We start from the raw sequence: 12264 nt of genomic DNA, 5'->3' as shown, positions 1-12264 counted from the left end.
GCCCGCGACGCGGTCGCGGGCGCTTCGAAATGCGTGACCGGCTTGGCTCAGGATGCCTTGACGCGGGCAAGGCCTGCGCGGGCCGGCTCGTATTTCGGGTCGAGCTGCAGCGCGTGCGAATAGGACTTCGACGCCTTGGCCTTGTCGCCCTTGCGCTCGTAGATCAGCGCCTGGTTGGCCCAGGATTCGGCGACCTTGCCGTTGAGGTTGATCGCGGTGTTGAAGTCGGAGAACGCGTTGTCGTCGTCGCCCTGGGCGACATAGGAAATGCCGCGGCCGTTATAGGGCTCCGGCGAGCTCGGCGAAAGCGAGATCGCGGTCGAGAAATCTTCGATCGCCTGGCCGTGCTGGTTGCGCGCCTGGTAGATCAGGCCGCGATTGTGATAGGCGCGCGGGTCGGTCGTATCGAGCTGGATCGCCTTGTTGAAATCGTTGAAGGCGGAATCGAGCTGGCCGGCCTGGCGATAAAGATTGCCGCGGCCGATATAGGCGACGTCGTAGTTGGCGTTGAGCTGCAGCGCCGTGTTGTAGTCGGCAAGCGCTGCCTGGGTGTTGCCCATGTTGCGGTGAACCAGCGCCCGGTTGGCATAGGCCTGGTAGAAGCGCGGGTTCAGCTTGATCGCCTGGTCGAAATCGGCAATGGCGCGGCGGTATTCGCCGGCGCGGCCGTAAGCCGAACCGCGAACATTGTAGCCTTCCGGATCGCTCGGGTTGGAGGCGATGACGCTCGAGAGCGAGGCGATGTTTTCCTGCGAGCCCTGTTCGCGCTCGACCTTGTTGGTGACAGAGTCCGGGCCGTCGGTCGTGCAGCCGGCAATGAGAAGGGCCGAACCGAGAAGCAGCAGGGCGGCAAGCCTTGGCTTGCGCTGGTGGCGGCGAGACGCCTCGTGGGCAGTGAAACCGGAGACGTCCGCAGTCATGGCAGCAAGTGTCAAAGGTTGATCCCTCAAATCGACAAGGTCTCGAAAGCCATCGGCTTTCTGTTCCTGAAGCCGCCGATACTCCCCGGGGCTCCGCAGCCGGGCCCTGTTCAGGCCACTGGCGTCCGCCCGGCCAAAACGCTCCGGTCGGCTATCCGTCTCCGGCAGCGTTTCTCACGCTAGCCTGTCGGCGGAAAAGATGTCCATACCAAAAAAAGGCGGTGGCGATATATCGCCCCCGCCACGACTTACATCGGAAAGCGTCGAAAAATCGACAAATCAGCGGGCCAGGAGGCCTTCGCGCTGTGCACGCTTGCGTGCCAGCTTGCGGACGCGGCGTACGGCTTCAGCCTTTTCGCGGGCGCGCTTCTGGGACGGCTTCTCGTAGTAGTCACGCATCTTCATTTCGCGGAAAATGCCTTCGCGCTGCATCTTCTTCTTAAGAGCGCGGAGCGCCTGATCGACATTGTTATCGCGGACAAGTACCTGCACGTGAATCCCGTTCCTTGGTTCGAGTTATTTTGCAGCTCCGTCAGGTACGGAGGCAAAAGAATGACATTCGCTAAGCTGGAAGCTTTACGATTAGATGAGCGGATACCAGATCGTCAGGCGAAAGTCCAGCGACGACATGAGGAGACGCTGAAAAATCCTGAGATGCAGGGCCGGCGCTGCTTCCCGTCTGCCGCTTAACCGATCCATAGTCATGTCGCAACTGCGCGCAAGTCCACGCAAATGCGTCGCAAAAGAAACGTTGCGCGGGCCCCGGATTTGCGATTTCTAACGCCAACGAGAATGAACACCGGGAGTAACGGGCCGATGCGTAAATATTCAGTTTTCGCCGTGGCGCGCGAGGCGCTGCGCGGCCACAAGGGATGGGGCCCGCACTGGGCGTCGCCGGAGCCGCGCAAGGAGTATGACGCCATCATCATCGGCGGCGGCGGCCATGGTCTCGGTGCTGCCTACTATCTTGCCAAGGAGCACGGCATCACCAATGTCGCGGTGCTCGAAAAGGGATGGATCGGCGGCGGCAATACCGGCCGCAACACGACGATCATCCGGTCCAACTATCTCTATGAAGAGAGCATGGACATCTACGAGCATTCGCTGAAGCTCTGGGAAAACCTGTCGCAGGACCTGAACTACAACGTCATGTATTCGCCGCGCGGCGTGATGATGCTGTCGCACAACATCCATGACCAGCAGTCGTTCAAGCGCCATATCCATGCCAACCGCCTCTATGGCATCGACAATGAATGGCTGACGCCGGAACAGGCCAAGGCCTATTGCCCGCCGCTCGACATCGCCAAGACGGCCCGCTACCCGATCAACGGCGCTGCCCTTCAGCGCCGCGGCGGCACGGCCCGCCATGACGCGGTTGCCTGGGGCTATGCCCGCGCGGCCTCCGACCGCGGCGTGCACATCATCCAGAACTGCGAAGTGACCGGCATCCGTCGCGACGAGACCGGCCGGGTCGTCGGCGTCGACACCAGCCGCGGCTACATCGGCGCCAAGAAGGTCGGCATCTCCGCCGCCGGCCATACCTCGGTGCTGATGCAGATGGCGGACGTGCGTGTGCCGCTGCAGAGCCAGCCGCTGCAGGCGCTGGTCTCCGAGCCGCTGAAGCCAATCTTCCCCTGCGTCGTCATGTCGAACTCGGTGCATGCCTATATCTCGCAGTCCGACAAGGGCGAGTTCGTCATCGGCGCCGGCACAGACCAGTACAATTCCTATTCGCAGACCGGCGGCCTGCAGATCATCACCCATACGCTCGATGCGATCTGCGAGCTCTTCCCGATGTTCCGCCGCGTGAAGATGATGCGGCAGTGGGGTGGCATCGTCGACGTCACCCAGGACCGCTCGCCGATCCAGGGTGTGACGCCGGTTCCGGGCCTTTATCTCAACGCCGGCTGGGGTACGGGCGGTTTCAAGGCGACGCCCGGCTCGGCCCATCTCTTCGCCCATCTGATCGCCAAGGGCGAGCCGCATCGTCTGGCCGCAGGGTTGACGCTGGAGCGTTTCCGCACCGGCCGGCTGATCGACGAGGCGGCTGCCGCCGCCGTTGCGCACTGAGGATTTCGAGATGCTTCTGATCTACTGCCCCTATTGCGAAGAAGAGCGTTCCGAGCTCGAATTCCGCGGTGCCGGCGACGCCCATATCGCCCGTCCGGAAAACATCGCCGACATCACCGACGAACAGTTCGAGGAATATTTCTTCCTGCGTCAGAACCCCAAGGGTCTGATCTTCGAACGCTGGCGCCATATCCATGGCTGCGGCCGCTTCTTCAACGCCGCCCGCGACACGGTCAGCGACCGTTTCTACACCACCTACAAGGCGGGCGAGCCAAAGCCTGACATCGCCACCATTCTCCAGAGCGAGCAGGACAAGAACGGCCAGGACAAGGGAGCCGCGAAATGATGGGCGCCAACCGCATTCCAGGCGTCGGCCGCCTGACCCCCGCCCGCACCGCGCGCTTCACCTTCGACGGCCGCACGCTGACGGCGCTCGAAGGCGACACGGTTGCCTCGGCGCTGCTTGCCAACGGCATTCATCTCGTCGGGCGTTCGTTCAAGTATCACCGCCCGCGCGGCATTCTTTCGGCCGGTGCCGAGGAGCCGAACGCGTTGATGGACGTCTCGCGGGACGCCGCCCGGCGTCAGCCGAACGTGCGCGCCACGGTGCAGGAAGTCTTCGACGGCATGAAGGTGAGTTCGCAGAACCGCTGGCCGTCGCTCGCCTTCGACATCGGCGGCCTCAACGACCTGATGTCGCCGTTCTTCGCCGCCGGTTTCTACTACAAGACCTTCATGTGGCCGAAGGCTGCCTGGCACGCGATCTACGAACCCTTCATCCGCCGCGCTGCCGGGCTCGGCGTCGCGCCGACGGAAGCCGATCCGGACCACTATGCCAGCCGCTACGCCCATTGCGACGTGCTCGTAATCGGGGGTGGCGTTGCCGGCCTCTCGGCGGCGCTTGCCGCAGCCAAAGCCGGCGCCAGGGTGGTCATCTGCGACGAGCAGCCGGAAATGGGCGGCGCGCTTCGATATGAAAGCGGCACGACGATCGACGGCAAGGACGGCTGGGACTGGGCGCAGGAGACCGCAAAGACGCTGGCCTCGATGGACAACGTCACGGTGCTCACCCGCACCACCGGCTTCGGCTACTACAACCACAATTTCGTCGGCCTCGTCGAGCGCGTGACCGATCATCTGGCGGCGCTCGACAAGTCGCTGCCGCGCGAGCGGCTGTGGCAGGTGCGCGCCAAGAAGGTGATCCTCGCCAACGGCCAGATCGAACGGCACATGGTGTTTGCCAACAACGACCGTCCGGGCATCATGCTCGCTTCGGCCGGGCGCACCTATCTCAACCACTTCGGCGTCGCCGTCGGCTCCAAGGTCGGCGTCTACACCGCCCATGACTCGGCCTATGAGGCGGCTTTCGACCTCAAGCGGGCCGGTGTCTCGGTTCCCGTCATCGTCGATTGCCGCGAAAATCCGGGCGAGGCGGTGCTGGCCGAAGCGCGCAAGCTCGGCATCGAAGTGCTGACCAGCCATTCTGTGATCAAGGCCGGCGGCAAGCTTAGGGTCAACTCGATCAGCGTCGCCCGCAATGGCGGCGGCTCGGCCCGCAAGTTCGCCGTCGACGCACTGCTGGTTTCGGCCGGCTGGACGCCGTCGGTGCACCTGTTCTCGCAGTCGCGCGGCAAGGTGAAGTTCGATGCGGCAACCCAGCGCTTCCTGCCGGGCACGTACCTGCAGGATTGCCTTTCGATCGGCGCCTGCAACGGCACCGACGATCTGCAGGCCACGATCGACGAGGCGCTGGCCGCCGGCGAACTGACTGCGCGTGCGGCTGGTGCCGAAGGCGGAGCGCAGGTGACGCTCTCGGGCGAAAACCGCTACGGCTGGACCGGCGGCATGATCGGTGCCGCTGAAGGGGCAGGGCCGGACACGACCGTCAAGGCGTTCATCGACTTCCAGCACGACGTCTGCGCCAAGGACATCCGTCTGGCGGTGCGCGAAGGCATGCACTCGATCGAGCACATCAAGCGCTTCACCACCAACGGCATGGCGTCCGACCAGGGCAAGCTTTCCAACATGCATGGCCTGGCGATTGCTGCGGAAGCGCTCGGCAAGGACATTCCGCAGGTGGGTCTCACCACCTTCCGCCAGCCCTATACGCCGGTGACCTTCGGTGCGATCGTCAACCATTCGCGTGGATCCCTGTTCGACCCGGCGCGCAAGACGCCAATGCATGCTTGGGAGGAAGCGCATGGCGCCGAGTTCGAGGATGTCGGCAACTGGAAGCGCGCCTGGTTTTACCCGCGCTCCGGCGAAGACATGCATGAGGCGGTGGCGCGCGAGTGCAAGACGGTGCGTGATGTCGCCGGCGTCTTCGATGCCTCGACCCTCGGCAAGATCGAGGTCGTCGGCCCGGACGCGGCCCAGTTCCTGAACCTCATGTACACCAACGCCTGGGACAACCTGAAGCCCGGCCGCTGCCGCTACGGCATCATGCTGCGCGACGACGGCTTCGTCTATGACGACGGCGTGGTCGGCCGCCTGGCAGAGGACCGCTTCCACGTGACGACGACAACCGGCGGTGCGCCGCGCGTCATGAACCACATGGAAGACTATCTGCAGACCGAGTTCCCGCATCTGAAGGTCTGGCTGACGTCGACGACGGAACAATGGGCGGTCATCGCCGTGCAGGGTCCGAAGGCGCGCGAGATCATCGCGCCGCTGGTCGAAGGCATCGACCTCTCCAACGAGGCCTTCCCGCACATGAGCGTCGCCGAGGGCAAGATCTGCGGCGTGCCGACACGGCTGTTCCGCATGTCGTTCACCGGCGAGCTCGGTTTCGAAGTCAACGTCCCTGCCGACTACGGCCAGGCGGTCTGGGAAGCGATCTGGGCGCGGGCCGAGCCGATGGGCGCCTGCGCCTACGGCACGGAAACCATGCATGTGCTGCGCGCCGAGAAGGGCTACATTATCGTCGGCCAGGATACCGACGGCACGCTGACGCCCGACGATGCCGGCCTCTCCTGGGCTGTCTCGAAGAAGAAGCCCGACTTCGTCGGTATCCGCGGGCTCAAGCGCCCGGATCTCGTCAAGGACGGCCGCAAGCAGCTCGTGGGTCTTCTCACCAAGGATCCGAAGGTGGTGCTGGAGGAAGGCGCGCAGATCGTCGCCGACCCGAACCAGCCGAAGCCTATGACCATGCTCGGTCACGTGACGTCGTCCTACTGGTCGGAAAACTGCGGCCGCTCGATTGCACTCGCCATGGTGGCCGGTGGCCGCGCGCGGATCGGGCAGACGCTCTATGTGCCGATGACCGATCGCACCATCGCCGTCGAAGTGAGCGACATGGTGTTCTTTGACAAGGAAGGGGGCCGCCTCCATGGCTGACCAGGTTACTGCAAGCCGCAAGGCGGCACTCACCGCGCGCGGCGGTTCGGCCGAAGCGATCCTGACGCCGGCACCGGCGGCAACCCGCATCTCGCTGCGCGCCGGCGCCGACGCACTGCCGGCCCTTTCGGCGGCCCTTGGCGTGACGCTGCCGACCCGGCCGAAGACCTCGGCCTCCTCCGGCCAGCGTCATGCGCTGTGGATCGGCCCCGACGAGTGGCTGGTGTTCGACGAGAATGAAGCCGACCTGATGGCGGCGGCCGCCTCGAGCGGCACGCTGCATTCGGCGGTCGACATCTCGCATCGCAACGTCGCCGTCATCGTCAGCGGCCCAGGCGCGGACGTGGCCATCAACAGCGGCTGCCCGCAGGATCTGTCCCTGGCGATCTTCCCGGTTGGCGGCTGCTCGCGCACGATCCTCGGCAAAGCCGAGATCATCCTCTTCCGCACGGCCGAGGATCAGTTCCGGGTCGAGTGCTGGCGGTCGTTCTCGCCCTTCGTCTTCGGGCTGCTGTCCGAGGGTGCGGCGGACGCCGGGCATTGAGATAAAAAGGCCGGGAAGCGCTCACGCGTTTCCCGGCCTTCAAGTCTGTCGGCAACCGTTGGCGCTTACCGCGTAGCCGGCAGGATGCCTTTTTCCTGGAATGTGCGCTTCGTCGCGTCGTTGAGTTCGTAATCCTGGAGCTGCTCGGGCGCGACCCAGGCATGTTCGACGAATTCGTCGTTAAGGCTGACCTCGCGATTTTCGGCCTCGCAGTCAAAGATCAGATAGATCATATGCAGCTCTTCGGTTGAGCCGTCGGCGTAGGACTTCGTCCGGATGTCGTCCCGGAAGGTCCAGGGCTTGATGGTCCCGATCTCCAGGCGATCTCCAAGTTCTTCGCGGATTTCACGGCGCAGGCCCTCGTCGAGACGTTCGCCCGGCTCGAGGCCGCCACCGGAGAGCGCCCACTGCCCGGGAAACACGCCGCGATCGGTCGGCATCTTGCAGAGCAAGTAGGCGCCTCTGTTCTGAATGAGCGGGCAGACGATGATACGCTGGCGCAATGACTTCTCCATTCCCTGATTTTGCGACCACAACAGCCGCCTTGATTTCACGCGAAGCGCAAGTACCAGTAGAGCGCGATCTCGCGGGTTCCCGGCGTCAATGCCGAATAGAGATGGCGGTCGTAGCCGGCGAGTTCGAAGCCGTAGCGCTCGTAGAAGCGGCAGGCGGCGACATTGTTCGACTGGGTCTCGAGACGGATCCCCGGCAGGCCCCGTTCCCGCGCCCATGACACCGCCCGGTCCATGAGGGCCCGCGCGACGCCGGCTCGGCGCGCGTTGCTGTCGACGGCGATATCGTCGACTTCGGCAAAGCCGTTCCAGGCCTTCGAGAGCGCGATGTAACCGGCGAGCCGGCCGTCGAGACGTGCTGCGAAGAGGGCGGCATCCGGCCCGGCCGCCGCCTCCACAAGCTCGTCCGGGTCGGATCCATAGGCCTTGATGTAGCGCTCGACCGGGGCGATGTCGCGGAGACCGGGGCCGGTGAAGGGCGGCAGCGCCTCGGACGTGATCTCGAAGGAGAAGTCGCAGCCGGCAAAGTCGCCGACGAAACGTCCGTCGGCCGGCGCGACGATGACTGATGCTGTCATGGGATCTGCCTGCTCAAACCGCCTCAGGCATCGGCGGGTCGATCCTTGGGATCGAACTGGATGATGGTCTGCCAGGTCGCCGTCAGCGCCGGCTTGCGCTCGCCTTCGATCTCGACGCTGACGTCATAGGTGATCATCAGCATGCTGGCGCCGCGAAAGCGGGCATCGGCCATGGTGAAGTGGCCGCGCACTTTGGCGCCGCTCTTCACCGGCGCGACGAAGCGCACCTTCTCGAAGCCGTAGTTGATACCCATCGTCTGTTCGCGGATCTTCGGCAGGCAATTGTAGTTCATCGCCGAAAGCAGCGAGAGCGACAGGAAGCCATGCGCGATCGTGCCGCCGAAGGGCGTTTCGGCAGCGGCCCGCACCGGGTCGACGTGAATATACTGATAGTCGCTGGTTGCTTCGGCGAATTTGTCGATCGTTTCCTGGGTGACCGTGATCCAGTCGGAAACGCCGACTTCCTTGCCGACCAGTATCTTGATCTCAGAAAGTGATATGTCCTGCAGCATGTGAACGCCTCGAAACAAGCCCCCCAAGCGATCTATAGGCTCGCCTGTTGCAACCTGCAAGTGGTGGAAAAGCTTAGAAAACTTCGACGAGGAAGGTGACGGAGCGCGGCGCTACTTGATCGGCGGGGGCTGACGCTGCGAGCGCGTCCTGCCATTTCCCATTGACGCTGTCGGGCAGGCGGAGGGGATGCGGCGCATGGCTGCGATTGATGACGACGGCCAGCCGCGTTGCCCGCTTCTGGGTTCGGTCGCGGGTGGCCAGCACCATCATCAGATTGTCCGTTGCCGGATGCTCCCAGTCGCCAACCGTCATCGGGTGACCGTCGAGACGGCACCACTCGACGTCGCCGCTTCCGGTCAGGAACGTAGTCTCGTCGAAAACGCCGAAGCGAGAGCGCATGGCTGAGAGGGCTGCGGTGTGGGCAACGATCTCGTCGTCCATCGCCGTCCAGTCGAGCCAGGTGATGGCGTTGTCCTGGCAATAGGCGTTGTTGTTGCCGTGCTGGCTGCGCCCGGCTTCGTCGCCGGCGGTCAGCATGATCGTGCCGCGGGTGGCAAACAGCGTGCCGACGAGCGCCATCAGGTCATGGCGGCGAGCCGCCTTGATTTCCGGATCGGTCGTCGCGCCCTCGGCGCCGTTGTTCCAGGAGTGGTTCTCGTTGTGGCCGTCGCGGTTTTCCTCGCCGTTCGCCTCGTTGTGCTTGCCGGCATAGGAGACGAGATCGGCCAGCGTGAAGCCGTCATGGGCGGCGATGAAGTTGACCGTACGGGTTCCTGCCTCGCCCCAACGGGAAAAACTGTTCGACGAGCCGGCAAGCGCTGTCGCCAGCGCGCCGATCGAATGTCGATCGCCGCGCCAGTAGATGCGGATGTCGTCGCGGGCGCGGTCGTTCCACTCAAGGAAAGGGGCGGGGAAGTTGCCGAGCTGGTAGCCGCCGGGGCCGATATCCCACGGCTCGGCAATCAGCACGCGGTCGGCAAGCAGCGGATCGGTCGCGATCGCCCGGAAGAGCGGAGCATCGCGGTGGAAGCCGCCCATGTCGCGGCCGAGGATCGAGGCGAGGTCGAAACGAAAGCCGTCGACGCCGGCGACGCGGACGAAATGGCGCAGACTGTCGAGGATCAGCGCCTCGACCACAGGGTTGTCGCAGGCGATCGTGTTACCGCAGCCGGTGTCGTTGATCAGTTCGCCCGGCCGGTCGGTGACATGGCGGTAATAGGTGAGGTTGTCGAGGCCGCGCATCGACAAGGTCGTGCCGAAGCGGTCGCTCTCGCCGGAGTGGTTGAAGACGAGATCGAGGATGACGCCAATGCCTTCCTTGCGCAGCGCTTCGACGGTCTTGCGCAATTCCTTGAGGCCACCCGGCACGAGGCGCGGATCGAGCGCCATCGGGGCGATCGGATTGTAGCCCCAGCCGTTCTTCAGCCCGAGCGGCGGCAGATGACGCTCGTCGATCCAGGCGACGATCGGCATCAGTTCGACCGCCGAAACGCCGAGGCGCTTCAAGTGCGCGATGATGGCAGGCTCGGCAAGCGCCGCCACCGTGCCACGCTTGGCTTCGGGCACGTCGGGATGGAGGATGGTGAAAGGCTTGACGGCGATTTCGTAGACGAGGCCGCCGGCGCGAAAGAGCGGCGCCTTCACCTTGGCCGGTTTTGCCTCGGTGACGATCGCTTTCGGTACGAGGTCGGCGGTGTCTTCGCCAAAGATCGTCAGGCGTGGATCGTGGCGGAACGGGCGGTCGAGCTCCAGGGCGTAGGGATCGACGAGAAGCTTGGACGGATCGAACCAGAGACCGTGATCGGGCGAATAGACGCCATCGGCCCGGAAGCCGTAGCGCGTTCCCTTCGGCGCGTCGGCAACCGTCAGGCTGTGAATGTCGCCGTTCCGCGTCATCGGCAGCTGGCGCAGCTGCTTGGCGCCTGATTTGTCGAAGAGGCAGAGGTCGATACGGGCGGCGTTGCGCGACCAGACCGAAAACACCGTGCCGTCGGGGGTGACGGTGGCACCGAGGGGTGGGTTTCCGATCGTCGGCATGAAAGCGTCCCTCTTCCTGGTATCGAACTCATATTCCATCAGCCCCCTCCGCCAGGCTAGGCAGCGAGGGTAGGCGACAACAGAAAAGGGCCGCCCGAAGGCGGCCCCGATCGTCTGGTTTCTCAGGTAATGACGCTCGGCTCGGTGCGGCCGGTGCGGGTCTTGATGCTGGCGATCTCTTCCGCAACGGCGATGAGATCGGCAAGCGCCGTCTGCGTCTCGATATCGTGACGCGAGGCGTCCGGCTCGAAGCGCTCGATATAGACGCGCAGCGTTGCGCCCGATGTGCCGGTGCCCGAGAGGCGGAAGACGACGCGGGAGCCGCCTTCGAACAGGATGCGGATGCCCTGGTTCTTGCTGACGGAATGGTCGACCGGATCGTTGTAGGCAAAGTCGTCCGCGGTCGCGACCTTGAGCGCGCCGAAGGACGTGCCGGGCAGCGTGGCAAGCTGGTCGCGCAGGTTGGCGATCAGGCCATTGGCCGCATCGCTGTCGACCTCTTCGTAGTCATGGCGCGAATAGTAGTTGCGACCGTAGGTCGCCCAGTGGCTCTTGACGATGTCGAGCGCACTTTCCTTGCGGGCGGCGAGAACGTTGAGCCACAGCAGGACCGCCCAGAGGCCGTCCTTTTCGCGCACGTGGTTGGAGCCGGTGCCGGCGCTTTCCTCGCCGCAGATCGTCGCCATGCCCTCGTCGAGCAGGTTGCCGAAAAACTTCCAGCCGGTCGGCGTTTCGTAGAGGCCGATGCCGAGCTTCTCGGCCACGCGGTCGGCCGCACCGCTGGTCGGCATCGAGCGGGCGATGCCGGCAATACCCTTGGCATAGCCGGGTGCCAGATGCGCGTTGGCGGCAAGCATGGCCAGACTGTCGGAGGGCGTGATGAAGATGCCGCGGCCGATGACGAGGTTGCGGTCACCGTCGCCGTCGGAGGCGGCGCCGAAATCCGGTGCATCCGGTCCCATCATCGTCTCGTAGAGCGCGCGGGCGTGCACGAGGTTCGGGTCCGGGTGGTGGCCGCCGAAATCGGGCAGCGGAATGAAGTTCATCACCGAGCCCTTGGGCGCGCCGAGGCGCTTCTCGATGATCTCCTTGGCGTAAGGCCCGGTGACGGCGCTCATGGCGTCGAAGACGACGCGGAAGCCGCCGCCGATCATCTTGCGGATGGCGTCGAAGTCGAACAGGCTTTCCATTAGCTCGGCATAGTCGGCGACCGGGTCGATGACCGTCACGGTCATGCCGTCAAGCTCCTGCGTGCCTTCGGCATCGAGGTTGATGTCGGCGACGTCGGAGATCTTGTAGCTGTCGATCACCTTGCTGCGGGCAAAGATCGCATCGGTGACCTTTTCCGGTGCCGGGCCGCCATTGCCGATATTGTACTTGATGCCGAAATCTTCGGTCGGGCCGCCGGGATTGTGGCTGGCCGACAGCACGATGCCGCCAAAGGCCTTGTACTTGCGGATGACGTTGGAGGCAGCCGGCGTCGACAGGATGCCGCCACGGCCGACGAGCACGCGACCGAAGCCGTTGGCCGCCGCCATCTTGATGGCGATCTGGATGACTTCGCGGTTGTAGAAGCGGCCGTCGCCGCCGATCACAAGGGTTTCGCCCTGAAAGCCTTCGAGCGCGTCGAAGATCGACTGGATGAAGTTCTCGGCATAGTTCTTCTGCTGGAAGACCGGGACCTTCTTGCGCAGCCCTGACGTGCCAGGCTTCTGGTCGCCGTAGGGGGTTGTGGTAACCGTTCTTATCATGCT

At 64.3% G+C, this 12264-nt stretch carries 11 protein-coding genes; 4 read left to right on the top strand and 7 right to left on the bottom strand.

The features are described from left to right. Window positions 1-47: 47 nt before the first annotated feature. A complete protein-coding gene (locus OKW20_RS26525; protein WP_043610724.1) occupies window positions 48-935 on the bottom strand; it encodes a tetratricopeptide repeat protein in 888 nt (295 codons plus the stop codon). Window positions 936-1199: 264 nt separating this feature from the next. After that, window positions 1200-1412, bottom strand: coding sequence for a 30S ribosomal protein S21 (gene rpsU, locus OKW20_RS26520; protein WP_034786884.1), 213 nt, complete (start codon window positions 1410-1412; stop codon window positions 1200-1202). 324 nt (window positions 1413-1736) lie between these two features. Here rpsU and OKW20_RS26515 point away from each other — a divergent pair, with 324 nt between their 5' ends. From OKW20_RS26515 to soxG, 4 genes are read left to right on the top strand one after another with little or no spacing between them, the layout of a single operon-like run. Further along, complete coding sequence (locus tag OKW20_RS26515; protein WP_043610722.1) at window positions 1737-2990, top strand: sarcosine oxidase subunit beta family protein; 1254 nt, start codon at window positions 1737-1739, stop codon at window positions 2988-2990. A gap of 10 nt (window positions 2991-3000) precedes the next feature. Further along, window positions 3001-3336, top strand: a complete 336-nt coding sequence (locus OKW20_RS26510; protein WP_034786877.1) for a sarcosine oxidase subunit delta — start codon at window positions 3001-3003, stop codon at window positions 3334-3336. After that, window positions 3333-6326, top strand: a complete 2994-nt coding sequence (locus tag OKW20_RS26505) for a sarcosine oxidase subunit alpha (protein WP_429176917.1) — start codon at window positions 3333-3335, stop codon at window positions 6324-6326. The genes OKW20_RS26510 and OKW20_RS26505 overlap by 4 nt, the downstream gene beginning before the upstream one ends. Continuing rightward, complete coding sequence (soxG, locus tag OKW20_RS26500) at window positions 6319-6870, top strand: sarcosine oxidase subunit gamma family protein (protein WP_429176915.1); 552 nt, start codon at window positions 6319-6321, stop codon at window positions 6868-6870. The genes OKW20_RS26505 and soxG overlap by 8 nt, the downstream gene beginning before the upstream one ends. 65 nt (window positions 6871-6935) lie before the next feature. Here soxG and nudI read toward each other — a convergent pair whose 3' ends face one another. From nudI to OKW20_RS26475, 5 genes are all read right to left on the bottom strand, one after another. Then, the gene (nudI, locus tag OKW20_RS26495) at window positions 6936-7373 is read right to left on the bottom strand and encodes a nucleoside triphosphatase NudI (protein ID WP_429176912.1); all 438 of its coding nucleotides are present in this window, start codon (window positions 7371-7373) and stop codon (window positions 6936-6938) included. A gap of 47 nt (window positions 7374-7420) precedes the next feature. Next, complete coding sequence (locus OKW20_RS26490) at window positions 7421-7960, bottom strand: GNAT family N-acetyltransferase (protein ID WP_429176909.1); 540 nt, start codon at window positions 7958-7960, stop codon at window positions 7421-7423. 23 nt (window positions 7961-7983) lie between these two features. Next, window positions 7984-8472 (bottom strand): MaoC family dehydratase, encoded by a 489-nt coding sequence (locus OKW20_RS26485; RefSeq protein ID WP_429176906.1) that lies wholly within the window; start codon window positions 8470-8472, stop codon window positions 7984-7986. 73 nt (window positions 8473-8545) lie between these two features. Then, the gene (gene glgX, locus OKW20_RS26480; protein ID WP_429176904.1) at window positions 8546-10510 is read right to left on the bottom strand and encodes a glycogen debranching protein GlgX; all 1965 of its coding nucleotides are present in this window, start codon (window positions 10508-10510) and stop codon (window positions 8546-8548) included. A 122-nt stretch (window positions 10511-10632) separates the two neighbouring features. Then, on the bottom strand, window positions 10633-12261 hold the full coding sequence (locus tag OKW20_RS26475) for an alpha-D-glucose phosphate-specific phosphoglucomutase (RefSeq protein ID WP_429176901.1): 1629 nt from the start codon (window positions 12259-12261) through the stop codon (window positions 10633-10635). Window positions 12262-12264: the final 3 nt, after the last annotated feature.

This window comes from Ensifer sp. LBL, from assembly GCF_050435225.1.
GTDB lineage: Bacteria > Pseudomonadota > Alphaproteobacteria > Rhizobiales > Rhizobiaceae > Ensifer.
Note: the sequence above shows the minus strand (reverse complement) of the source record. Positions and strands in the feature narration are given on the sequence as shown.

Coding starts and splice junctions, on each gene's coding strand:
- OKW20_RS26515 (WP_043610722.1), top strand. CDS start 1,737: ATGCGTAAATATTCAGTTTTCGCCGTGGCGCGCGAGGCGCTGCGCGGC.
- OKW20_RS26510 (WP_034786877.1), top strand. CDS start 3,001: ATGCTTCTGATCTACTGCCCCTATTGCGAAGAAGAGCGTTCCGAGCTC.
- OKW20_RS26505 (WP_429176917.1), top strand. CDS start 3,333: ATGATGGGCGCCAACCGCATTCCAGGCGTCGGCCGCCTGACCCCCGCC.
- soxG (WP_429176915.1), top strand. CDS start 6,319: ATGGCTGACCAGGTTACTGCAAGCCGCAAGGCGGCACTCACCGCGCGC.
- OKW20_RS26490 (WP_429176909.1), bottom strand. CDS start 7,960: ATGACAGCATCAGTCATCGTCGCGCCGGCCGACGGACGTTTCGTCGGC.
- OKW20_RS26485 (WP_429176906.1), bottom strand. CDS start 8,472: ATGCTGCAGGACATATCACTTTCTGAGATCAAGATACTGGTCGGCAAG.
- glgX (WP_429176904.1), bottom strand. CDS start 10,510: ATGCCGACGATCGGAAACCCACCCCTCGGTGCCACCGTCACCCCCGAC.
- OKW20_RS26475 (WP_429176901.1), bottom strand. CDS start 12,261: ATGATAAGAACGGTTACCACAACCCCCTACGGCGACCAGAAGCCTGGC.